The following is a 23814-nucleotide window of genomic DNA, read 5'->3' on the forward strand; positions in this document are numbered from 1 at the left end:
ATGACCACAGCTCTTGAAGAGCAGAACACGCAGGCTGCTTCTGCAGCTGGTCGCGTAGTGCGCGTCATCGGTCCGGTCGTTGACGTGGAATTCCCACGCGGCGAGCTGCCGGCACTGTACAACGCGCTGACTGTTGAGGTCACCCTCGAAGCAGTCGCAAAGACCATCACCCTCGAGGTTGCTCAGCACTTGGGCGACAACCTCGTTCGTGCGGTCTCCATGGCTCCAACCGATGGTCTGGTTCGCGGCGCAGCCGTAACTGACTCCGGTAAGCCAATTTCCGTCCCAGTCGGTGACGTCGTTAAGGGCCACGTCTTTAACGCTCTCGGCGACTGCCTCGACGAGCCAGGCCTTGGCCGCGACGGCGAGCAGTGGGGCATCCACCGCGATCCACCACCTTTCGATCAGCTCGAAGGTAAGACCGAGATCCTCGAAACCGGTATTAAGGTTATCGACCTGCTGACCCCTTACGTTAAGGGCGGCAAGATTGGTCTGTTCGGTGGTGCAGGTGTTGGTAAGACCGTTCTCATCCAGGAGATGATTACTCGTATCGCACGCGAGTTCTCCGGTACCTCGGTCTTCGCAGGTGTTGGTGAGCGTACCCGTGAGGGCACTGACCTCCACCTCGAAATGGAAGAAATGGGCGTTCTTCAGGACACCGCCCTCGTGTTCGGCCAGATGGATGAGCCACCTGGAGTTCGTATGCGTGTGGCTCTGTCCGGCCTGACCATGGCGGAGTACTTCCGCGATGTTCAGCACCAGGACGTGCTTCTGTTCATCGATAACATCTTCCGTTTCACCCAGGCAGGTTCTGAGGTTTCGACCCTTCTGGGCCGTATGCCATCTGCAGTGGGCTACCAGCCAACCCTGGCTGACGAAATGGGTATCCTCCAGGAGCGCATTACCTCTACCAAGGGTAAGTCGATTACGTCTCTGCAGGCGGTTTACGTCCCTGCTGACGACTACACCGACCCAGCTCCTGCAACCACCTTCGCTCACCTGGATGCAACCACCGAGCTTGACCGTGGCATTGCTTCTAAGGGTATTTACCCTGCAGTGAACCCGCTGACCTCCACCTCTCGTATCCTCGAGCCAGGTATCGTCGGCGAGCGTCACTACAACGTTGCACAGCGCGTTATCGGTATTCTCCAGAAGAACAAGGAGCTTCAGGACATCATCGCCATCCTTGGTATGGACGAGCTTTCTGAAGAGGATAAGATCACCGTTCAGCGTGCACGTCGCCTGGAGCGCTTCCTGGGCCAGAACTTCTTCGTCGCAGAGAAGTTCACCGGTATCCCAGGCTCCTACGTGCCACTGAGCCACACCATCGATGCCTTCGAGCGCATCTGCAACGGTGACTTCGACGCTTACCCAGAGCAGGCCTTCAACGGTCTGGGTGGTCTGGATGACGTCGAGGCTGCTTACAAGAAGCTGACCGAGAACTAAGGAGAGGCACATGGCTGACATCACCGTAGAACTGGTCTCCGTGGAACGTATGCTCTGGTCCGGCCAGGCAAGCATTGTCACCGCACAGACCACCGAGGGTGAGATCGGCGTGCTGCCCGGCCACGAGCCAATGCTCGGCCAGCTGGTCGAGAATGGCGTCGTGACCATCCGTCCGATCGACGGTGACCGTAAGGTTGCCGCCGTTCAGGGTGGTTTCCTCTCCGTTACTAAAGAGAAGGTCACCGTCCTTGCTGATTACGCAATTTGGGCTGACGAGGTTGACTCCTCTGCAGCTGAGCGTGATCTGCAGGCAGATGATGAAGTGTCGAAGGCACGCGCCGAGGCTGAACTGAAGGCTGTACGTCGCAGCTCTGAGTCCTAGGACTCGGGGGCTCGAGTTAGCCCACAGTACTTAAAAGAAGGGTCTTTCCCTCCGCTACATGGAGGGAAAGGCCCTTCTTCTTTTGTGTCTCTTGTGCGGTTGGGGGAGTGCGGGGTAGCAGATGAGCTGTGTGTTTATTTTTGTGGGGTGGCTAGCGCCTTTCCATGTTTTACGTAGGCTGTGGACGGAGTAATATTTATTCACATCAGCGGCTCTGGTGGGCCGCAGGATGCATGAAAGTTCAAAGTAGCCGGCTAGCGGTTGGCCCAACGTAGCTTAAGAGGATGTGCACCACAGTGAAGTATGTACTCATTGCACTCGTAGTTGTCTTTGTATTGCTTGCTGTGCTCGCGGGCTGGCGCTTTGCTGCGATTCGCTCCCGCGGTACGTCCATTTTGATTAGGAAGCTCCCCGCTGCTGGAGTACATGGCTGGCGTCATGGCGTTATCCAGTACAAAGGGGAGCGTTTACTTTTTTTCAAACTCCGTTCGTTGGCCCCTAGCTCAGATGGTGAGTTTCTTCGGACTAGCATTGAGATCAAGGGGCATCGTGAGCGCACGAGCGCAGAAGAGGATGTCTTTAGTACGCCAAAGATCCTTCAATTTTCTCATGATGGCGTTACCTACGAAACAGCTATGAGTCCGCACGCGGAAATGGCTTTTACCGCGTGGGTTGAGTCCGCTCCTGATTCACGAATGTCCAAGATGGATCCTAAGGAGCTTCTTCGGAAGATGAACAAGGACAATGAACGCTAAGCAGCGTCATGGTTTCTTTATCGGCAGTCTGGCAATGACTGCCCTTTTTTTATACCCGCGTGCAGGGAAAGTTCGAGGGAGTGAGTGCGGTGCGTTATGGTTTAGGGCATGCGTTTAGTCATTGCTCGTTGTTCAGTGGATTATGTTGGTCGCTTGCAAGCTCATCTGCCTATGGCGGATCGGTTGCTCCTTGTGAAGGCGGACGGTTCTGTGTCCGTGCATGCAGATGACCGCGCTTACAAGCCGCTGAACTGGATGACACCTCCTTGTACTCTCACTGAAACTGAGGTCGTTCGTGAGGAGGGCTCGAACGACTCCACTGTGGGCCTGTGGGTGGTGGAGAACAAGAAGGGGGAGCAGCTGCGGATTACCATCGAATCAATCCACTCGGATATGTCTTACAACTTGGGAGTGGACCCTGGTTTGCAGAAAGACGGCGTTGAGGCGCACTTGCAAGAGTTGCTGGCGGAGCACATTGAGACTTTGGGCGCTGGGTACACTCTCGTTCGTCGCGAGTACCCTACGGCTATCGGGCCGGTTGATATTCTGTGCCGTAACGCAGACGGAGCTACTGTGGCGGTCGAGATCAAGCGACGTGGTGGAATCGACGGCGTCGAGCAGTTGACTCGTTACTTGGAGCTGCTCAATCGTGATGAGCTCTTGGCTCCCGTTCACGGTATCTTTGCGGCGCAAGAGATTAAGCCGCAGGCTAAGACTCTGGCAAAGGACCGCGGGATCGAGTGCGTTATATTGGACTATGACGAACTCCGCGGTATCGAGTCTACTGAGCTACGCCTGTTCTAAATGGGACGCAAGAATAGACGCCACAACGTACCATCGCGCTCTCTCCCACGTGATGGTGCGGTGTTTTACGGCACCCAAGAGGCTGAGGGGCCCAGCTGGACGGGCGGTGAGATTTACCTCTATCGCCACATGGGGTCGCATGCGGCGGTAAAGTTTTATACCTGTCCTGGATGTAATCAGAACATTCCTCCCGGCATTGCTCACATTGTGGCGTGGCCAAGGGACTATGGCCGCGGTGCGGAGGATAGGAGACACTGGCACAGGCCGTGCTGGGATCATCGATAAGCATGAAAAAACCGCAGATCCTACGATCTGCGGTTTTGGCGTCTTACTTGACCGGCTGGGTAAGCTCCAGCAGTACGCCACCGGCATCCTTTGGGTGAACAAAGTTGATCTTTGCTCCACCGGTGCCCCTCTTTGCTTCTGGGTAGAGGAGGCGGATGTTGTTATCCACGAGGTGCTTGGTTAGCGCCTCAATATCAGAGGTGCGTAGGCACATCTGCTGCAGGCCAGGGCCCTTCTTGCCAATGAACTTCGCAATGGTGGAGTCCTCGTTCAGCGGAGCCAGCAGCTGAACCATGCCGTCGGTTTCGCCCAGGTTCTTAGGGCCGATCATGGCCTCGACAACGCCCTGCTCCTCGTTGGTCTCCTGGTGGTGGTTTACCCAACCGAACGCCAGTCGGTAGAACTCGACGGCCTTATCCAGATCAGGAACAGCGATGCCTACGTGGTCAAGGCAGTCAACGAGCTCGTGTGGAATTTCGATGGAAGAAATATCGTTACTCATACCTTCCAAGTGTAATAATCGTGCAGTCATCCTGCATTAAATTATGGGAAAAGACCACTGTGATCCTCGTAGCAGGCCCACGCACGCCCGATTGGTCGTAAGCTAGGGGCATGTTGATTGCATTTTCTGTTGCACCAGCCACTACCGAAAGCCCAAATGCGGAGATGGCTGACGCTGTCGCGGAAGCAGTGCGAGTTGTCCGCGAGTCTGGGCTGCCGAACGAAACCAACGCAATGTTCACCTTGGTTGAAGGCGAATGGGATGAGCTCATGGACGTAGTAAAGCGTGCCACGGACGCGGTCCTTGCTGTATCACCTCGAGTGTCGCTGGTACTCAAGGCGGATATCCGCAAGGGGTACACCGGCCAGCTAACGCAAAAGGTGGAGTCAATTAACAATCGCCTCGGGGATCCGGCTTAAAAAACCTGCGCCGTTTTGGCTAAGCTGGGGGAAGTATTTGCGCCCTATATTGGTGGGCCGTGATGACAACAAGTGCTGAACTAGGAGACGATCAAACTCGTGACTACGCCAAACAGGTTTACTGCAGGTGCTATTGACTTGGGCGAGGTTAAGGCCAGAGCAGAGGCAAAGGCGGAAGCAGAGGCGCGCGCGGCGGCCGGTGGCGCTACCGGAACAGGTACTGGTGGCGGGGTAGCGCTGGTTGCGGATCTCACCATGGACAACGTTGAGGCGGAGTTGATCAAGCGTTCCGCTCAAGTTGCGGTCATCGTTCTCATTGGCACCGCCCGCAGTCCTGAGTCTGAGCAGTTGAAGTCTGACTTCACACAGCTGGCCCAATCAGCTGGTGGTCGCTTTGTGTTCCGCTACATCGACGCTGATTCTCAAACCCAAGTTGCTCAGATGTTTGGCATCCAGGGGCTGCCAACTGTCGTTGCTCTTGCCTCCGGTCAGCCGATTGCTAACTTCGAGGGCGGTCAGCCTATTCAGGCGTTGCAGCAGTGGACTGCCGCGGTGATCAAGGCGGTAGGTGACCAGCTTCCGGGGCTTCCCACTCAGCCTGAAGGTGAAGATGACCCGGCAGAGCCTAGTGATCCCCGCTTTGCTGCTGCCGGAGAGGCCCTGCAAGCAGGCGACTATGACGGTGCAATCGCTCAGTACGAGGACATCTTGGTTCACGAACCAAAGAACAAGGAGGCGTTGCAGGCACGCGACTCCGCAAAGCTTCTGAAACGCCTTAACCAAGACGGCGGTTCGGCCAACCCTATTGCGGACGCTGATGCGGATCCGCAGAACAAGGATAAGGCTTTTGCGGCCGCTGATGCTCACATTGCGGAAGGCAATCCAGAGGCTGCGTTTGACCGCTTGATAGCCCTGATGGCAACCAGCGCGGGCGATGAGAAAGCTGCCATTAAAGACCGACTGCTGGAGCTGTTCGCGCTGTTTGATGCCACCGATGCCCGTGTGATCACTGCCCGCTCCAAGATGGCGAGCGCGCTCTTTTAACCGGCTCTAGATCCGAATTTTCGACAATCCTGTGCCTTCATCGGGCGCAGAACCGCTCCCTTCTAGTTGGAAACAATTAGTGGGGAGCGTTATGCATCCTGTGGTCTGGCGGCATTTATGTGGTTGTATTGAGGCATGAGAATCTACGCCAACGCGCGTGTACACACGCTGAAATCTCCTACGGATGTTTCATGAGGCACTTCTTGTCGACGCCGGCAAGGTGGTGGCGGTGGGCACCGTTGCGCAGCTCAAAGAGCGCGCCCCCGGCGCGCCGGAGGTCGATTGTGGCGGCAAGGTAGTGATTCCTGGGCTTGTCGACGCGCACATTCATGCGCTTTCCACCGCGGCCACGTTGGATCAGGTTGATCTTTCGTCAGCGCGCACCCTGCCGGAGGCAGTGGGCTTGATGGTTGATTATCACCGTACGTTGGCTCCTGGCCGGTGGCTTCGGGGTGGCAAGTGGGACGTGAACAAATGGAGTGACGTTGATGCGCCCAATAGGGCGCTGCTCGATGAGCTGATTCCGGACCGGCCAGTGGCTGTGTGGTCTGTGGATCTGCATACGCTCTGGCTCAATGGTGCCGCGCTTGATGCTGTGGGCATTGATGACGAAACCCCAGATCCGCGTGGTGGCCGTATCGTACGCGATGAATCTGGTCGTGCTACCGGCGTGTTGCTGGAGGATGCGGCTACCCTCGCGGAGCGCCAATTCCCGGTGGAGCCGCTTGATGAGCGCATACAGCAGATGAACCGAGCGCAGCGGGAGTGGTTGGCGCAGGGCATCACGGGAGTCCATGATTTTGACGGCAACGCCTCCCGTGAGGCGTGGGAAGGGTTGCTTAGCGCAGATCAGCTTCGGCTGAAGGTAGTGAAGTACCTGCGTTTGGATGAATGGGATTGGGCCAAGGAGTCTGGTTGGCGCACGGGGGACCGAGTAACCGACCGCTTCATTAAGGGCGGTCTCAAGCTGTTTTCGGACGGGGCGTTGGGATCACGCACCTGCCACATGTGCCACCCGTTTCCGCAGCCACGGGTGGATGGCACTGCCAATTATGGGTTGCCTATTGCCAGCCAAGACGTATTGGTGGAGCAGATTGCTGAGGCGTACTCGCATGGCATTGGCGTGGCGATCCACGCCATTGGCGATCAGGCGAACAGAGATGTACTGCGGGCGCTCCAAAAAACGGCAGGTGAAGCGCCGGTTGCCCCTCGTGTGGAACATGTTCAGTTCATCCAAGAAAGCGACATCCCTGTGATGGCACAACTAGGCGCTGTTGCGTCCATGCAGCCGCGGCACTGTATTTCGGATATTCCGCTCCTTCCGATGGTGGAGAACAACCCCGGGCTGGTGGCGTACCCATGGAAGCAAACCCTTGCTGCCGGTATACCGTTGGCGTTTGGTTCCGATGCGCCGGTGGAACCCACTTCTCCATGGGCAGCGATCTATGCAGCTATGACTCGGGCGGATATTTCGGGTGATAAGTCCACCTCGTTCCAGCCACAGAACAGGATTAGTGCTTACGACGCACTGGTGGCGCATACCGCTGGTGCTGCACGTGCCGCTGGTTTAGCGGGCGAGACCGGAATGATTGTTCCAGGCATGGATGCGGATTTCATTGTTATTGATAGCAATCCGTTTACAGATCCTGGCGATTCGGAAGAGTCCTTGTTTGCTGTCGCAGAATCCGTCCGGGACACCACGGTGGAACTCACCGTGGCCGCGGGCGAGGAAGTCAGCTAGTCCACGGCATATTGCCGCGCTGGGGTTCAAGGGCCAAATAAAAAATGACGCTGGCAGGTCGCCAGCGTCATTTTTAGTTTTGACTACGTGGGATTAACCAACCCAGCGGTAGTACTGCGCACTCATCGCAGGGATCTGCAAGGTGATTGAGTGCGGGTAGCCGTCCCAGCCGGTGTCCCAGGCAGTGACGGTGTCCTCGAGAATGTTGTTTGCGCCGTTGTAGACGCCAGCATCGGTGTTGAGGATGCACTTCCAGTTGCCGGATTCAGGAACGCCCAGCTTGTAATTGCTTTGACCGTTTCCGCCAAAGTTGAAGACGCACAGGATCTTTTCGCCATTTGAGCCGTAGCGCACAAAGGAGAGGATGTTGTTTTCTGCGTCATCGGCCTTGGTCCAGCTGAATCCGGCAGGATCGGCGTCCTGGGTGTACAAGGCAGGGGAGTCAGCGTAAGTCTTGTTCAGGTCACGGACGAGGTTGCGCAGGGTGTCGTGGTATTCGCCCTCCCAGCCTACGGTGTCGTCCCAGTCAATGGAGCGGCCCTCTGACCATTCCAGGACTTGACCAAACTCCTGGCCGTGGAACAGCAGCTTCTTGCCTGGGTGTGCCCACATGTACGCAAACAGGGTGCGGAGGCCGGCGGCTTTGTTCCAGGTATCGCCCGGCATGCGCTCCCACAAGGAGCCCTTGCCGTGTACTACCTCGTCGTGGCTGAAGGGGAGCACGAACTTCTCGGAGTACTGGTAGACCATGGAGAAGGTGATGTCGCCGTGGTGGTAGGAGCGGTGGACTGGGTCGAGTGAGAAGTACTCGAGGGTGTCATTCATCCAGCCCATGTTCCACTTCATGTTGAAGCCCAGTCCACCCTGATCGGTGAAGGCAGTAACGCCAGGCCACGATGTGGACTCTTCGGCGATGGTGAGGATGCCCTTGTGGTGTTTGTGCACAGTGGCGTTCATTTCCTGCAGGAACTGAACGGCCTCGAGGTGTTCGCGACCACCGTACTGGTTCGGTAGCCACTCACCCTCATTGCGGGAGTAGTCCAAGTACAGCATGGACGCAACGGCGTCAACACGCAGGCCGTCAACGTGGAATTCTTCCAGCCAGTACAAAGCATTAGCTACGAGGAAATTGCGGACCTCGTTACGGCCGAAGTTAAAGACGTAGGTGCCCCAGTCCTTCTGCTCGCCACGGCGCCAGTCTGGGTGCTCGTAGAGTGCCTGCCCGTCGAAGCGCGCGAGCGCGAAGGAATCCTTAGGGAAGTGGGCGGGAACCCAGTCCACGATCACGCCGATGCCTTCGGCGTGGAAGGCGTCGATAAGCTCACGCAATTCGTCAGGGTTACCCCATCGTGACGTTGGTGCGTAGTAGCCAGAGACCTGGTAGCCCCAGGAACCGCCGAATGGGTGCTCGGCCACGGGGAGGAACTCGACGTGAGTGTATCCCATCCACTTGACGTACTCCACAAGCTCCCGAGCGAGGTCCTTGTAGGAAAGACCCTGTTTCCACGACCCCAAGTGGACCTCGTAGACGCTCATTGGCTCGGCGTTGTAATCCTTGGTGGCACGCTGTTGCATCCATGCGGAGTCTTTCCACTCGTAGGAGGACTCCGTGATGATGGAACCGGTTGCTGGTGGCACCTCGGCGCGACGCGCCAGAGGGTCAGCCTTGTCAATGCGGTGGCCTTCGCTGGTGTGAATAGCGAACTTGTACACGTCGCCCTCACCGAGGTTAGGGATGAAGATCTCCCAAATGCCAGACGCTCCCAGAGATCGCATGGGGTACTGGTTAGGGTTCCAGCCACAGAAGTCACCGATGACGGCAACACCCTTGGCGTTAGGCGCCCACACAGCAAAGGACGTACCGGTCACGTCACCGTAGGTGCGAATATGGGATCCCAGCACCTCCCAGAGGCGCTCGTGGCGGCCTTCACTGATGAGGTGTATATCGATTTCACCAAGAGTGGGCAGGAAAATATATGGATCTGCAGTTTCCGTGACGTGGCCAAAGTCCCAGTCCACCCGAAGGCGGTACTCAGGGCATTCGCCCAGGTCAAGCACCACACCAAAGATGTCATCGCCAAGAGGCTGCATTGGGTAAGCATCATTACCAATGAGAACGTCCACGCTTTTTGCGCCAAGTTGGCGTGTTCGGATGAGGGAATGATCAGCGTCAATCTTGTGCCAGCCGTAGAACCCGTGCGGGTTGTGGTGTTGGCAGTGGACGAGTCGGCCGTGGTCCTCGGCTGGAATCGTCAGCGGGCTGTGATCGTAAGACATGACCATCCTTTTCGCGTTTATCTAGTGAAACTAAAAGCTTTGTTTGCGCCGAGTGTAAAAGCACTCACGCCTTATCAACGACGCTACCGGAGTAGCGCAGCACGGGCAGCGAAAATCAGTGTGAAATCCGGCCTAACTAGGGTGACGTATGGGACATTTATCATTGCCGTGAGCTGCACGATCTTGGATGCGCCCCTCAGGCATTCACGGCGGCGTAAATTGGCTACCAAATTGCCGTTTCATCGCCGCAATTTCCTAAAACGCCTGTCGATTTCTCTCGCCGCAGGAAGCCAGAGGCCGGCACCACGCAAACAGTGGTGCCGGCCTGAGCTAGCTAGGGGCTAGTGCCTTAGTTGCTGTAGTTAGGGTGCGTGCGCCACGTGAGGCGGTCACGTAGTTCTTCAGGAACGTCTGGCAGCGCGAAGATGTGCGCCACGTCCTGATGCGGATCGAGGCGGACAAAGTTGTGCTGGCCCCAGGTGTACTCGGCACCAGTAAGGAGATCCTTGACCTGGAACTGGGCGTCGTTGTTTCGGCCGATGGCACCCAGATCCAGCATCACGTTTGCTTCCTGCGCGTAATTCGGATCAAGGTTTACTACCACGAGAACCGCGTTGCCGGATACCGGATCAATCTTGGAGTAGGCCAGGATTTGGTCGTTGGTGGTCTGGTGGAAGTTGATGAAACGCAGCTGCTGCAGTGCAGGATTGTCGCGGCGGATCTTATTCAGCGCGGTGATGTATGGCTCCAATGAATCACCGGATGCGAGTGCTGCCTCGAAGTCACGTGGACGCAGTTCGTACTTCTCGGAGTCCTTGTACTCCTCCGAGCCGTGTGCCACTGCCTCGTGCTCGTAGAGCTCGTAGCCGGAGTACACGCCCCACAGTGGAGACATGGTTGCCGCAAGGGCTGCGCGGATGGCAAACATCGCGCGGCCGCCGTATTGCAGGGAGGCGTGAAGAATATCTGGGGTGTTGACAAACAGGTTCGGGCGGAAGACGTCGGCCATGTCTGCGATCTCGGTGGCAAACTGTTCCAGCTCCCACTTGTTGGTCTGCCACGTGAAGTAGGTGTAGGACTGGCTGAATCCCACCTTGGCCAAGCCGTAGAGGCGGGCTGGCCGGGTGAACGCCTCAGCGAGGAAGATGACTTCTGGGTTCGTCCTGTGGATTTGAGCGATCAACCATTCCCAGAAATTAGCCGGCTTGGTGTGCGGGTTGTCCACACGGAAGGTGGTGACACCCAGATCGACCCAGTGCTTAACCACGCGGTAGATCTCTTCGTAGATCTTCTTCGGGTTGTTGTCGAAGTTCAGCGGGTAGATGTCTTGGTACTTCTTTGGTGGATTCTCAGCAAAAGCGATGGTGCCGTCTGCCAGTACGGTGAAGAACTCTGGGTACTTCTTCGCCCAAGGGTGGTCAGGCGCTGCCTGCAGAGCGAGGTCCAAGGCGATCTCAAGATCCAGTTCCTTGGCGCGCTCCAGCAAGGCCACGAAGTCCTCGTCGGTACCTAGTTCTGGGTGGCAGGCGTCATGACCGCCGGTTGCTGCGCCGATAGCCCATGGGGAGCCTACGTCACCGTCTTCGGTGACGAGGGTGTTGTTCTTGCCCTTGCGGTTTACCACACCAATTGGGTGGATTGGTGGGAAGTAGACGGTGTCGAATCCCATGCGGGCGACGCGGTCGAGCGCGGCCGCGGTGGTGGCGAAGGTGCCGTGGACTGGGTTGCCATCTTCATCCCAGCCTCCGGTGGAACGTGGGAACAGTTCGTACCAGGAGTTCACCAAGGCGTCGCGACGCTCCACCTTGACCACGTGCTCCTTCCCGCGGGTCAAGAGCTCGCGCAGCGGGTGGGCTTCCAAGATGGCGGTGACCTCAGTGGACAGGGCCGGTGCTACGCGGGTGCGCAGGGGCTCGTCAGTGCGTAGGGTCTTGGCTACGTCGGTGAGCTGCTTGCGCGCTGCCTTATCCTTCACGCCCATGGCGGCCTTCTCAAACAGCTGTGCGCCGTGCTCAATGTCATTAGCAAGCTCAGCAGGGGACTGGCCAGCCTCAATCTTGGCGGTCACAGCATGACGCCACGTAGCCATGGGGTCACTCCATGCGTCTACTTGGAAAGTCCATTCACCGGCAACGTCAGGAACAAAAGCGGCGTGCATGAGATCCTGATCCATGAAGTCACGGGTCATGGTAACCATAGTTCCCTTGGCGGCAGACGATCCCTTAGGGCCTTGCACGTTCAAGGTGGCGTTAATGGCGTCATGTCCCTCGCGCCAAATCACTGCCGCGACAGGAACGTATTCACCAACCACGGCCTTGGATGGGTAGTTGCCACCGCCTACCAGTGGGCGGACATCTTCAATGGCTAGTCTTCCGGTCACAGTACTTCTGGCTCCTTAGTTTGCGCGGGACAAATATTTGCGCGGTACAAGTAATTATTCGCTTTTGATATGTGGTTACTTCACGCGGTTGCCTTGGGGCGTGCCACAGTGCACACACTTCCAGACTACCGAGCCGAAGGTGAACTGACAGTGAAAGCCTGGATAAATCTGCGTACACCGGTGTCCGATACGTCACGGGGCAGGAGGGAAGATGCCCTAAAGAAAACCGCTGTGCGGGTTTAATGCCATGGGCGAGAAATAGGTTGTAATCTTTTGGGGTAAGCAAACTATACGTACTCAGTGGAGGCATCTGCCGTGGTGGCCAATCAGCCAGTGGAAGAACAGCGCAATGAAGATCTTCTGATTGATTTTGAAGACGTCACCTTTGTCCGCGAGGGCAACACCTTGCTTGGTCCGCTGACGTGGCAGGTGGAGTTGGACGAGCGGTGGGTCATTGTTGGCCCGAACGGGGCTGGTAAGACCACCTTGATTCGCCTCGCGGCAGCGGAGGAGTTCCCGTCAGGTGGTCGCGCCTGGATTATGAATGAGCGCGTGGGCAAGACCGATATGCGCGATCTTCGCACCATGATTGGTATGAGCTCCGCCGCGCTGGGTAATCGTATTCCAGCCAATGAGAAGGTGGAGGACCTTGTCGTCTCGGCGGGATATGCCATCTTGGGGCGCTGGCGCGAGGAATACGAGGCACTAGACCTCGAACAGGCCTCTGACATCCTAGAGCAGGTAGGTGCTATGCATTTGGCAAAGCGTCGCTGGGGCACGTTGTCTGAGGGTGAGCGCAAACGCGTGCTCGTTGCCCGCGCACTCATGACAAATCCAGAGTTGCTGCTTCTCGACGAACCCAGCGCCGGCATGGACTTGGGCGGCCGCGAGGACTTGGTGGGTTACTTGGGGGAGCTAGCCATGGATGCGGATGCTCCTGCCATAGTCATGATCACCCACCACGTGGAAGAAATCCCCAACGGCTTCACCCACGCGATGTTGCTTGATGAGGGAACGGTGGTGGCCCAAGGTTTGATCGATGACGTTCTTACCAGTGAGAACCTCACCAAGGCATTCCACCAGCAGATCTCCATCGATAAAATCGATGGGCGCTACTTCGCTCGTCGCACCCGCGTGCCCGGTAAGCACCGCGCATAGGATCGCATACCTTAGCGGGGCTCGAGACGAGCTCCGCACTATGCCCGCTGACGCCGAAGGGAGGTGGAATACATGAAAGGTAAGTACTTAGGTATCGGTGGCCGCAAGCTCGCTGCCACCGTCATCATGGTGCGTGACTCTGACACTGGCATTGAGGTGTACGTCCAAGAACGGGTCAGCTCCATGCCCACCTATCCAAACGCCACTGTATTCCCTGGCGGTGGCGTGGATCCGCGTGACTTTGAAGAGCCAGTAGACGCCGATCACTTAACCTACACGGGCCCGAAAAGGCAAGAGTGGGCAGAAAAGCTTGGCGTGAGCTCTCAACAAGTGCGCGGGCTACTCTTCGGCGCAGGGCGTGAATTGTTCGAAGAAACCGGGACCCTGCTGGCCTCCCACGCTGATGGCAGCCCCATTCCGGACGTGTCCGTGTACCATCCGGAGCGCTTGGCACTGGAAAGCCACCGCAAGTCCTTCACCAAGGTATTGATGGAAAACGATCTCGTCCTGCGCGGAGATCTTCTGCACCCGTTCATGCATTGGGTGACTGGAGATGATGAAGAGCACCGCTTTGATGCCTTCAGCTTTCTCGCCATCGCGCCAGAGGGCCAAGATCCAGACGGCAACACCCGCGAAGCCGCATCCACGGGCTGGTTCGATCCCAACATCATCCTTGACGGTTGGCGCGCAGGCCTACTGCGTTTGGTCATTCCAACGTGGGGCCAGCTATGGGAGGTCTCCCAATACAACAACGTCAAGGATTTGCTGGCAGCGTTCGAGAATCCTGACATGTCGCCCATCATCGGAAGCCCCCGCAACCACCCGCACTACCGCGAGTTCTACACCTACAAACCGCCCACACGGTTCTAACGCACTACACTCTTCAACGTGAGTTTTAGCGCGCAAGAGATTAACTTCTTCATCACCCACCGCGAGCGCATCCACGAGGTAGCCGCGGATCTTTCACTGACCCCCACAACGTCGCTGAAAGATGCCGAGGTCTTGCGTAAAGAATTCGGGGACTTCGGCCGCGCCGTCATGGAACTAGTCACGGCTCAGCGCAAAAACGCGACCAAGCTCCCCGCGGGCTGGCTCCTCTCCGCTGAGGCCGCACAGCAGGCCACACCGTTCGTCGTTGCCCAATACCGCGCGAGGAAGATCGCAGACTACGTCCGACGTGACCCAGGCGCCCCGCAGCTGGTCCATGACGTCACCTGTTCCATCGGCACCGAAGGTGCCGCCATCGTGGCCGAAGGCCTGAACTACCTGGGGTCCGACCTGGCCCAGGACCGCCTCCTCATGGCCCAGGCCAACGTCGGCAAGAATGCCACCTTCATGCGTGCCGACGCCCTCACCCCCGCACACACCGCCGCCGCCATCATCGTGGCGGACCCAGCCCGCCGCTCCGGCGGGCGCCGCATCCACACGCCAGAGGACCTGCTCCCGCCACTGCCGGATCTGATCGCCGCATGGCCCACATCACCTGTGGCTATCAAATGCGCGCCGGGGCTAGATTTCAGCGACTGGGACGGCCTTGTCAGCGTGGTCAGCGTAGACGGCGGCGTCAAAGAAGCCTGCCTATACAGCGCATGCTTCGCAGCCGGCGAAACCCGCGAAGCAGTAATGATCTCGCGCGATGGGGAAGTAGATCGCATCACGGACCTAGACGCAGAACCAGACTCAGTGGGCGCAGGTGAACCGGGCACGTTCATCATCGACCCAGACGGTGCCGTAGTGCGCGCCGGGCTGGTCAAACACTATGCCTCCCGCGAGGGTCTGTGGATGCTGGATGAACGCATTGCCTACTTGACGGGTGATCGCATCCCCGCGGGCCGCAGCGGCTTTGAGTTCCTTGAAATGGTGCCACTGAAGAAGCTGAAGCACGCTTTGGCAAAGTATGACGCCAAGAGCGTGGAAATCTTGGTGCGTGGCGTGGACGTGGACCCAGATCAGCTGCGGAAGAAGCTGAAGCTTAAGGGCACGAAGCCCATGGCTGTGGTGATCACCCGAATTGGCACTCAAGGAGTGGCGCTGATCTGTAATGAGCGATCTTTTGCCAGTTCAGAGTAATTAATTACCAGTAATCTAGACCACTTGGTCTTACATTACTAGACTGGTTCACTATCGTTTGCTCCGTGGCGAGTGGGCGTGAGACGACCACTCGGCGTGGAAAGTGGCCAAAATATTTTTCAAGTGCAACAATGGCCGAGGAAATAGCGAAAGTAGTTTAGAGGAAAGGTAAGGCGTTAAGCAGATGCCTGCAATCGTGGCCCTGGTAAAGAACGTTCCAGACACATGGTCCACTCGATCACTCGAGTCTGATTACACCCTTGATCGTGACAATGTGGACAACGTGATCGATGAGATCAACGAGTTCTCCGTTGAGCAGGCACTTCGCCTTCGTGACGATAACCCAGACGCCGGCTACACCGTCGTTGCTTTGTCCGTGGGCACTACCGCATCCGAGGATGCACTGCGCAAGGCGTTGGCAATGGGCGCGGACTCCGCTGTGCTCGTTACTGATACTGCACTAGCCGGTTCTGATGTACTCGGCACCGCGTGGACCATCGCTGGTGCACTCAACACCATCGATGACGTCGCTCTAGTTGTTGCCGGCAATGCGTCTTCTGACGGTGCCATGGGCTCGCTTCCGGGCATTCTTTCTGAGTACCGCCAGCAGCCTGCACTAACCAATTTGAAGACCGTCTCCCTCGAGGGTTCCCTGGTCAAGGGCATTCGGGAGACTAATGATGGTGACTACGAGATCGAGGCGCCACTTCCGGCGATCGTGTCCATTACTGACAAAGCTGATAAGCCACGTTTCCCTAACTTTAAGGGCATCATGGCGGCCAAGAAAGCTGAGATCACTCACCTCGAGCTCGCTAACATTGGCGTGACCGCTGAGCAGGTTGGTCTGGGGCACGCAGCTACTGCCGTGACCGCAGCGAATCAGCGTCCAGCGCGTGAGGGCGACGAGCCGATCCGCACCGATGCAGCGACCGCAGCGGCGAAGATCGTGGACTTCCTCGAGCAGGAAAACGCTCTGTAAATAACCACTCGGCCAATACTGACTTCAAGGAAAGATAATTCTTATGACTAACGCATACGTTCTGGTCGAGCACGCCGACGGCCAGGTACTTCCAGCTACCGGCGAGCTGATTACCGCAGCCCGTGTATTTGGAGATGTGACCGCCGTTGTTGTTGGCGCCAGTGGCGTTGAGCAGGCACTGGCACCAGCACTTGCCGAGCTGGGCGCCACCAATATTGTTGCTGCAGTAGCCGCTGATGCTGCAGAGCGCATTGTGATCCCAGAGACTGATGCCCTGAGCATGCTTGCTGCCCAGACTCCAGCGCCAATCCTGATTGATGCCGGCGCCCACGGCAACGAGATCGCTGGCCGTTTGGCAGCACGCCTCGCATCTGGTGTCCTGTGCGATGTCGTTGGCGTCAACGCTGACCGCACCGCCAACATGTCCATCTTTGGTGACTCCATCGAGGTTTCCGCAGCGGTGGGTGGCGCAAGCCCTATCTATACCCTGCGCCCAGGTGCAGTCACTGCCCAGCCACAGGCTGCAGCAGGTACCGTATCCTCCTTCGACCTCCCAGCGAGCGGCGTCAAGGATGTTAAGGTGACGGGCTTTACCCCAGCGGAGAAGGGTGATCGTCCTGATCTCGCACAGGCCAAGATTGTGGTCGCTGGTGGCCGTGGCGTGGAGAGCGAAGACAACTTCCACTCCCTAGTGGAGCCTCTAGCTGACTCCTTGGGTGCTGCCGTTGGCGCTACCCGTGATGCCGTTGATCTGGGTTGGTACCCACCTCAGTATCAGGTTGGTCAGACAGGCGTGACTGTATCCCCAGACGTCTACATTGGCTTGGGTATTTCTGGCGCAATCCAGCACACCTCGGGCATGCAGACTGCCAAGAAGATCATTGTCATCAACAACGATGAGGATGCGCCGTTCTTCCAGATCGCGGACCTAGGAATCATCGGTGACATTCACGAGATCGCGCCATTGGTGACCGAAGAGATTACCAAGCGCAAGGCCTAGAAAAACTCTCCTCAGCACCCCGCAATCATCCGCGGGGTGCTTTGTCACGAAAGTAGTCATGACGATTTATCTCGATCACGCAGCAACAACGCCGCTTCGCGACGTAGCAAGGGACGCCTGGCTTGATGCCTCCACGGCCGTGAACCCAGCCAGCCAGTACGGCTCCGGCCGCCGCGCCCGCGGCCAGTTGGACACCGCCCGCGAAACCATTGCGGAGCTGCTTGGTTGCGAACCCATCGAGGTCATCTTCACCGCGTCCGGCACCGAGGCCGACAACATTGGTGTGGCTGGCCAGTTTTACGCCCGCAGCGCGCAGCACGGCAACCGGGTGGTCAGTACACCCATCGAGCACCCTGCGGTGATGGACACCGTCAACGCCCTGCGCGGTGCAGACGTGCACTACCTGCCCGTGAGCAAATCCGGTGTGATCACTGACCTCACACCTCTAAAGGAGCCTGCGGCCGTAGCCACCTGCATGTGGGCGAACAACGAAACCGGCGCAATCCAGCCCGTTGAGGACGTTATCGCCGCAGCACGTGCAACCCATACCCCAGTACACGTGGACGCCGTTCAGGTGGTGGGGCATAGGCACGTCAACTTCCACGAACTGGGGGCTACAACTCTGGCCGCGTCTGCCCACAAGTTCGGTGGCCCCCGCGGCGTTGGTATCCTGCTGGCCAAGCGCTCACCCGCGCCACAAGGAGTCATCTTTGGTGGCGGCCAGGAGCGAGGAATCCGATCGGGCACAGTGGATGTGGCCGGCGCCGTAGCCACCGCCGCTGCGTTAACCGAGGCAGTGTCCGAGATCGACGCGGAAGAATCCCGCCTGCGTGCACTGCGTGATCAGCTACGACGTGCCATCTCATCGGGCGTTGACGATGTCGTCTTCCACACCCCTGAGGGTGACCAAAGCTTGGCCTCCCACCTTTATATGTCTTTCCCCGGTGCGGAGGGGGACAGCCTCATCATGCTTCTTGACCACAAGGGGATCGAGGCCTCGGCGGGGTCGGCCTGCCACATGGGCGTCAACCGCGCGTCTGAGGTACTGCTGGCCATGGGCGTGGACGAAAAGACTGCCCGTGGCACCCTACGTCTGACGTTGGGCCGCACCACGACGCAGGAGGATATCGCAGCGGTTGCTGAGGTACTACCTGAGGTGGTCCGCCTAGCGCGGCTTGCGGGCATGGCCTAAGGCGCAGACCAACTCCGCGAGAGACACTTACGTTGTTTTAAGTTTCATCGTGGCGTGCAGTCCCCGCCGCCGCAAACTTTTTAGTCCAGCCCTCACCCTTGTACTGGGCAGGCACAGCCCCGCCCAGCAGTTCGCGGGCCATAGCGTCCGCGTCCTGCCCCGCGGGCAAGGCGCTTTCCGACGCTAACAAGATGATGTTTCCGTAGCGGCGGCCCTTGAGCATCGCGGGGTCCGCAATCACGGACACATGGCCAAAGACCTCCTCGAGGCCTTTGATCTCAGCGTGAGCCCCCTTGAGATCAGAATGGTCACCACAGTTGGCCACGTACAGGCCACCCGGCGCTAGTGAGTTCTTACACAATTGGAAGAACTCTACCGTGGTGAGGTTGTGTGGTGTCTCGGCACCTGCGAATACGTCTCGAATAATGATGTCACGGCTTGCCGGCACAAAGGTCTCGGTTACTGCGCGGGCCTCGCCTTGCCTGATTTTAAGTTGGGGTGAGCGGGGGAGATCGAACCAATCGCGGACCAGCGTTCCCAACGCGCCATCGAGTTCAACCACCGTATTGCGTGAGCCTGGATACTTGGCAACGATGTAGCGTGCGATAGAGCAAGCGCCGCCGCCTAGATGCGTGACGCGTAGTGACTCCGGGTTAAGGCGACCAGGAATCCAGTGGTTGATCGCGGCGACAATCCATCGCATGTATTCGTACTCAAGTGTGAGTGGATCCCCGGCAATGTGGCTGGACGGTACACCGTTGACGAGCACCTCCCACGCGCCGGCGAGGTAACCGTCGGGACGCAGCTCAACGCTGCCTGTGTCGGTGGGGTAAGCACCGGCCATCGGGCCGGTGGTGCGTGGTGCCTCAGCGGTTTGTTTGCTCGCGCGTTTTCTACCCATGGAAGCCAAAGATACCGCGGGGTAGCGCGGGCTTACAATTACACACATGGAAACGTGGGACGTATAGGACATCAACCGCCAGCGCACTGGTGAGGTAGTGCCACGAGGGCGCATTGTTGCCGACGGTCACTTCCATGTGGTCGTCCACCTGTGCATTTTTGACACCCAAGGGCGCTTGTTGATCCAACGGCGCGTAGACAATAAGGAAACATGGCCCGGCCGGTGGGACTTCTCCCTAGGCGGGTCCATCATCCGGGGAGAGACATCCGCCCAGGGCCTTGCGCGTGAGGCCCAGGAAGAATTGGGGCTTGACTTGGATCCGAGCTCACTGCGACCGGCTTTTACAACGAATTTTCCTGCAGGCTTTGATGACTTCTACATCATTCAAGCAGAGCCAAAACTGGATGCTCTGGCGGTGCCTAACAATGAGGTAGCAGAGGTACGCTGGGCTAGCTTGGACGAGGTAATCAAGCTACTCGAATCCGGTGATTTTATCTCTTACCGCGAATCCGTGCTTCGATTCATCTTTGATTTCGTTGGCCACCCAGACATCTTTGTGCAGGAACCGCAATGGCGGTGAAATAGCTTGAACGCACCTGCCGTTGTAGCATAGGCAAGGTTTGACCCCAACATAGAAGGAGCAGAAATGCGCGTACTGGCAGCAATGAGTGGCGGTGTGGATTCAGCCGTGGCGGCTACCCGTGCCGTGGAAGCAGGCCACGAGGTTGTGGGTGTCCACTTAGCGCTGAGCCAAGACCCGCAGGCCGTACGCGAATCTTCCCGTGGCTGCTGTTCGCTTGAGGACTCCGCAGATGCTCGCCGCGTGTGCGACAAACTTGGCATCCCGTTCTATGTGTGGGACTTTTCTGACCGCTTCAAAGAAGATGTGATCGATGACTTCGTGGACTCCTACGCCCGAGGCGAAACCCCTAATCCCTGCCTGCGGTGCAACGAAAAGATTAAGTTCGCGGCACTTTTGGAACGCGGCATCGCCCTTGGATTTGATGCCGTGGTCACCGGGCACTACGCGCAGCTAACCCAGCCAGCAGACGGCGGTGACGGCTACCTGCGCCGCGCAGTCGACCCAGATAAGGATCAGTCCTACGTGCTCGGCGTGCTTGGCCAGCACGAGATTGCCCATTGCATGTTCCCAGTAGGTGACACTAAGAAGCCACAGATCCGCGAGGAGGCCGCAGCCCACGGCTTCTCTGTAGCTAAAAAACCAGACTCCTACGACATCTGCTTCATCCCAGACGGCAATACACAAGCATTCCTGGGCAAGCGCATTGGTCTGCGACCAGGCATGATCGTGGATACACAGGGGCAGGCGCTCAAGGAGCACGACGGAGCATTCAACTACACCATCGGCCAGCGCAAGGGCCTAGATATCAAGCAACCCGCAGCTGACGGCAAGCCCCGCTATGTCACAGACATTGACGCCACCACTGGCACCGTCACCGTAGGATCGCGCGAGGACCTGTCCGTCACCCATATCACTGCAGACCGCTTGAAGTACCTCCACCCAGCTATGGATGGGTACTTCGATGCGGAGGTGCAAGTACGCGCACACGGTTCGGTAGTGCCATGCTCAGTGGTGGTTGACCGTGACAACGACCGCATGGAGCTTGAACTGAAACAGCCACTTTCCGGTGTCGCTCGTGGTCAGGCGGCGGTGATCTACCTGCCTGATGACGGTGGAGACATCGTCTTGGGATCCGGCACGATCTGCGCCACCGGGCGCTAATCCGGGGCACGCTCATGGTCGCTTTTAACTTGGGGCCACTGCCGGGAACTAGCATCGCTGAGGCAGCGGATGTTATCGCCAGCGAATGCCTAGTGCGTACCATCCCGCACCTGCCACAACGTGGTCTGCTCGATGACGCTAACGCGCACACCTTCGCACTCATGCCTGAACTGCCCATTGACAAAGGCCCCCGCAGTTGGCGGCTCACAACTCGGCCTCAGACTCTGACTCGGCGGATGTGGGACTTAAAAGAACGCGACCTCGATACACTCGAAGAGCTGTGGGGCAGTGCGGAACACCTGATTTTTGCAGTTCAAGGCCCGTGGAGTCTATCGACCACCATCGAACTTGGAAACGGCCACAGGGCGGTCACTGATTCTGGTGCACTACGCGATATCACTGAAGTGTTTACCGGTGCGCTCGTTCGTCATGTGCACAACCTGCGCCGGCGGTTTGGGGCAGAGGTTGAAATAATTATTAACGAGCCCCACCTCAACGCATTGGCTGCAGGCGAGGTTGAAGGCACCTCAGACTTCGATGAAATTAGGCCACTCCACGTGAAGACACTCGGCGAACGCCTCCACGGTGTCAACGAGCAGTTGGCCAAGGATGGTGTGAGTATGGTGCGTCTTGGTCTGTTCGGGCCTCATCCGCTTCTAGAAGCAGCACGCATCAGTGAGGTGCCGAGTGTGCTGATTTCACAGAAAGCGATAACCAGCAATCAGCTGCTCGATGAATTGGGGCAGACTATCGCGGGAGGAATGCGCGTCGGTCTGGGGTGTGTAGATGCAGGCGATACGCTTGATGAAGATCGGGCCCATCCACGAGAAAAAGCCGTAGCTGTGGCCGCGTTGTTTGATGAGTTGGCGCTTGATCGTTCACATATGACGCAAGTAGATCTTCACCCTGTTTCACCGAAGCCGATGGGTTCACTCGTGGCACATGCAGCGGCGCTGGCGTGCGCACGCGAAGCATCTGCAATGATCGAACGAGACGCAGGTGACTTGTAAGGACCTAATCCTTGCCCTGAAGTGGCCACGAGGTGTTGACGCGGGTAGCGTCCTCGCCTTTGCCTGATAAATACTTAGCAAAGCTGGATTGGAACTTGTGGTACTCCACTGCCTGGAACACCATTAAATCATTCAGCGACATCTTCTCAAGGTCTGGCACAAACCGCTTCTTAGCTTGAACCCACGCGATACGTGCTGCCGCTAACGCATCTGAGGTTGCTTCGTGGGCGTTGTCTATACGTACCCCGTAATGCTGGCACAAATCTGAGAGAGTGCGTTTGCCCTTGCGCCACGGGTCTAGGGCCTTATCAATGGTGTAGGGGTCGTATACCGGGCCTTTGACAACAAAGTCACCGGTGAGTTCCCGCAACACAGTGAGGTCATACGCGGCGTTGTACACGATGAGGGTGAGACCGTCCTCCCAAGCCTTGTAAATGGCCTCGACTGTTTCCCGCAGCACGTCCTCATGAGGTCGACCGTGCTCGCGTGCGTATTCCGTGCTAATGCCGTGGACGGCGGCGGCAGCCTCCGGAATTTCGATACCTGGATCAGCCAGCATTTCATAGGGCTTGGCGCCATTGGAGTCAATGCGAACCAACGCTGAAGTTACAATGCGAGCCTCCATGGGGTTAGCGGAGGTGGTCTCAAGGTCGAAGCTTAAGACTTGCTGGGGATTGAAGGTTGAAACATTGGGGTCGAAAGAATTCATGGTTCAAAAATAAAACTCGCACTAGACATGTGGGGGTAAAAGCGGGGGAGTCAGCACTGATGAAGCTACCTAAAAACCTTTAGGCATTCGATTTACCGCTCGCCTCTTCAGCTATTTTAATGTCGTAGATCTGCTTGATAAGCGTAGGAGCCACAAGCAGCCAAACCCCAGCGAACCAAAGCGACATTGCCAAGTTTCCGTTTCCTACGATCCCACCGACTGAAAAGGAGATCAAAACCAAGCATGCTATAGGAAATGCCAGTCGCACGTGGTGAGATTTCTCATTAGGCATATCTTCTCAATCCTCCTACATGTATAACCATTTCAGCACTCTAGCCTCATATTACCGAGCTGTAGAGTTAGCCCTTATCGGCACTAACGCAGTTATAAACCGTGCCTCCTGCACCCAATGCGGAAGGATAACCGCACTTGCTCCACCCGTCACTGGAATCGCACCAATGGTGGCAATATTACCAATCGTGGCGAAAGCACACTCGGCCCAACCCTGATCAGCAACTGGCTCATTTTCTCCGGCAACAACCGGAACCGAAAGGGTTGCATGAATTTCATTGCCATCAACGACGTATTCAATATTGGAGATAGAGCCATCAGAAAGCAGCACGGCGGACTTCACAGTGACGGAATCTCACGCTGCATCATTGGAGACCGTTACGGTGCCGTCGGCATTCTCTTTAATGGTTCCGTCTTTAACCTTCAGCTTTGCGCTATCGGCATTTGACTCAAGAATCTGAATCTCAGTCCGGCTGATATTCGCCTGATTGGAAGTCGTCTCAGTCGCCGCCATGGCGTAGGACGGCGCTCCAGCGATAGCTACAGCGCCTCCTAAAACTCCTGCAATTGCTGCTTTAAGAATAGAAAACATGTTGGTCTTTCTCTTTGAGAGAATATCAACGCCTTCGGCCTACGAAAGTGAAGAGGACGAACTTGCCGACATCTCTTGGGGTAGCGACACGGATCCTTGAATTGAGTTTCCTTCTTCAGCAATGGGCGATTTA

At 57.4% G+C, this 23814-nt stretch carries 24 protein-coding genes; 17 read left to right on the plus strand and 7 right to left on the minus strand.

What is annotated here, in order from left to right; translation table 11 throughout:
* From atpD to ACXM2N_RS05010, 5 genes are all read left to right on the plus strand, one after another.
* Complete coding sequence (atpD, locus tag ACXM2N_RS04990; protein ID WP_458490608.1) at positions 1-1446, plus strand: F0F1 ATP synthase subunit beta; 1446 nt, start codon at positions 1-3, stop codon at positions 1444-1446.
* A gap of 10 nt (positions 1447-1456) precedes the next feature.
* Entirely contained in the window at positions 1457-1828 is a 372-nt protein-coding gene (locus ACXM2N_RS04995) for a F0F1 ATP synthase subunit epsilon (RefSeq protein ID WP_458490610.1), read from the plus strand.
* Positions 1829-2124: 296 nt separating this feature from the next.
* Positions 2125-2583, plus strand: a complete 459-nt coding sequence (locus ACXM2N_RS05000) for a DUF2550 domain-containing protein (RefSeq protein ID WP_458490612.1) — start codon at positions 2125-2127, stop codon at positions 2581-2583.
* Positions 2584-2691: 108 nt separating this feature from the next.
* Complete coding sequence (gene nucS / locus ACXM2N_RS05005) at positions 2692-3387, plus strand: endonuclease NucS (protein ID WP_458490614.1); 696 nt, start codon at positions 2692-2694, stop codon at positions 3385-3387.
* The gene (locus ACXM2N_RS05010) at positions 3388-3672 is read left to right on the plus strand and encodes a hypothetical protein (protein ID WP_458490616.1); all 285 of its coding nucleotides are present in this window, start codon (positions 3388-3390) and stop codon (positions 3670-3672) included. It abuts the gene before it with no gap.
* Positions 3673-3715: 43 nt separating this feature from the next.
* On the opposite strand, the gene mce is transcribed toward ACXM2N_RS05010, so the two are convergent.
* On the minus strand, positions 3716-4174 hold the full coding sequence (gene mce, locus ACXM2N_RS05015) for a methylmalonyl-CoA epimerase (protein ID WP_458490618.1): 459 nt from the start codon (positions 4172-4174) through the stop codon (positions 3716-3718).
* 110 nt (positions 4175-4284) lie between these two features.
* Here mce and ACXM2N_RS05020 point away from each other — a divergent pair, with 110 nt between their 5' ends.
* The 3 genes from ACXM2N_RS05020 to ACXM2N_RS05030 all read left to right on the plus strand — a co-directional run bounded on the left by ACXM2N_RS05020 (position 4285) and on the right by ACXM2N_RS05030 (position 7378).
* Positions 4285-4593 carry a thiamine-binding protein gene (locus ACXM2N_RS05020; RefSeq protein ID WP_458490620.1) on the plus strand — a complete coding sequence of 103 codons (309 nt, stop codon included), beginning with the start codon at positions 4285-4287 and terminating at the stop codon, positions 4591-4593.
* A 99-nt stretch (positions 4594-4692) separates the two neighbouring features.
* Positions 4693-5637 (plus strand): tetratricopeptide repeat protein, encoded by a 945-nt coding sequence (locus tag ACXM2N_RS05025; RefSeq protein ID WP_458490622.1) that lies wholly within the window; start codon positions 4693-4695, stop codon positions 5635-5637.
* A gap of 184 nt (positions 5638-5821) precedes the next feature.
* A complete protein-coding gene (locus ACXM2N_RS05030) occupies positions 5822-7378 on the plus strand; it encodes an amidohydrolase (protein ID WP_458490624.1) in 1557 nt (518 codons plus the stop codon).
* Positions 7379-7471: 93 nt separating this feature from the next.
* On the opposite strand, the gene glgB is transcribed toward ACXM2N_RS05030, so the two are convergent.
* Complete coding sequence (glgB, locus tag ACXM2N_RS05035) at positions 7472-9655, minus strand: 1,4-alpha-glucan branching protein GlgB (protein ID WP_458490626.1); 2184 nt, start codon at positions 9653-9655, stop codon at positions 7472-7474.
* A 349-nt stretch (positions 9656-10004) separates the two neighbouring features.
* Entirely contained in the window at positions 10005-12035 is a 2031-nt protein-coding gene (locus ACXM2N_RS05040) for a maltotransferase domain-containing protein (protein ID WP_458490628.1), read from the minus strand.
* A gap of 300 nt (positions 12036-12335) precedes the next feature.
* On the opposite strand from ACXM2N_RS05040, the gene ACXM2N_RS05045 reads away from it, so the two are divergent.
* The 6 genes from ACXM2N_RS05045 (at position 12336) to ACXM2N_RS05070 (ending at position 18434) form a co-directional block, all read left to right on the plus strand.
* Positions 12336-13193 (plus strand): ABC transporter ATP-binding protein, encoded by an 858-nt coding sequence (locus ACXM2N_RS05045; protein WP_458490630.1) that lies wholly within the window; start codon positions 12336-12338, stop codon positions 13191-13193.
* A gap of 72 nt (positions 13194-13265) precedes the next feature.
* Positions 13266-14063 (plus strand): NUDIX hydrolase, encoded by a 798-nt coding sequence (locus tag ACXM2N_RS05050; protein ID WP_458490632.1) that lies wholly within the window; start codon positions 13266-13268, stop codon positions 14061-14063.
* 18 nt (positions 14064-14081) lie between these two features.
* Positions 14082-15263, plus strand: coding sequence for a THUMP-like domain-containing protein (locus ACXM2N_RS05055; RefSeq protein ID WP_458490634.1), 1182 nt, complete (start codon positions 14082-14084; stop codon positions 15261-15263).
* 184 nt (positions 15264-15447) lie between these two features.
* Positions 15448-16242: an electron transfer flavoprotein subunit beta/FixA family protein gene (locus tag ACXM2N_RS05060; protein ID WP_458490636.1), complete on the plus strand. Its 795-nt coding sequence runs from the start codon at positions 15448-15450 to the stop codon at positions 16240-16242.
* Positions 16243-16285: 43 nt separating this feature from the next.
* A complete protein-coding gene (locus ACXM2N_RS05065; protein WP_458490638.1) occupies positions 16286-17242 on the plus strand; it encodes an electron transfer flavoprotein subunit alpha/FixB family protein in 957 nt (318 codons plus the stop codon).
* 58 nt (positions 17243-17300) lie between these two features.
* A complete protein-coding gene (locus ACXM2N_RS05070) occupies positions 17301-18434 on the plus strand; it encodes a cysteine desulfurase family protein (protein ID WP_458490640.1) in 1134 nt (377 codons plus the stop codon).
* A 37-nt stretch (positions 18435-18471) separates the two neighbouring features.
* Here ACXM2N_RS05070 and ACXM2N_RS05075 read toward each other — a convergent pair whose 3' ends face one another.
* Positions 18472-19335, minus strand: a complete 864-nt coding sequence (locus tag ACXM2N_RS05075; RefSeq protein WP_458490642.1) for a spermidine synthase — start codon at positions 19333-19335, stop codon at positions 18472-18474.
* 97 nt (positions 19336-19432) lie between these two features.
* Here ACXM2N_RS05075 and ACXM2N_RS05080 point away from each other — a divergent pair, with 97 nt between their 5' ends.
* From ACXM2N_RS05080 to ACXM2N_RS05090, 3 genes are all read left to right on the plus strand, one after another.
* Positions 19433-19915, plus strand: coding sequence for an NUDIX hydrolase (locus tag ACXM2N_RS05080; protein WP_458490644.1), 483 nt, complete (start codon positions 19433-19435; stop codon positions 19913-19915).
* A 66-nt stretch (positions 19916-19981) separates the two neighbouring features.
* Positions 19982-21079, plus strand: a complete 1098-nt coding sequence (mnmA, locus tag ACXM2N_RS05085) for a tRNA 2-thiouridine(34) synthase MnmA (RefSeq protein ID WP_458490646.1) — start codon at positions 19982-19984, stop codon at positions 21077-21079.
* 14 nt (positions 21080-21093) lie between these two features.
* The gene (locus tag ACXM2N_RS05090) at positions 21094-22089 is read left to right on the plus strand and encodes a hypothetical protein (RefSeq protein WP_458490648.1); all 996 of its coding nucleotides are present in this window, start codon (positions 21094-21096) and stop codon (positions 22087-22089) included.
* Between the two features lie 4 nt (positions 22090-22093).
* Here the strand turns inward: ACXM2N_RS05090 and ACXM2N_RS05095 are convergent, their stop codons facing one another.
* The 3 genes from ACXM2N_RS05095 to ACXM2N_RS05105 all read right to left on the minus strand — a co-directional run bounded on the left by ACXM2N_RS05095 (position 22094) and on the right by ACXM2N_RS05105 (position 23681).
* The gene (locus tag ACXM2N_RS05095; protein WP_458490650.1) at positions 22094-22798 is read right to left on the minus strand and encodes an exonuclease domain-containing protein; all 705 of its coding nucleotides are present in this window, start codon (positions 22796-22798) and stop codon (positions 22094-22096) included.
* A gap of 343 nt (positions 22799-23141) precedes the next feature.
* Positions 23142-23432, minus strand: a complete 291-nt coding sequence (locus ACXM2N_RS05100; RefSeq protein WP_458490652.1) for a hypothetical protein — start codon at positions 23430-23432, stop codon at positions 23142-23144.
* Between the two features lie 12 nt (positions 23433-23444).
* Entirely contained in the window at positions 23445-23681 is a 237-nt protein-coding gene (locus tag ACXM2N_RS05105) for a hypothetical protein (RefSeq protein ID WP_458490654.1), read from the minus strand.
* Positions 23682-23814 lie beyond the last annotated feature (133 nt).

Source organism: Corynebacterium sp. ZY180755 (genome assembly GCF_054331495.1).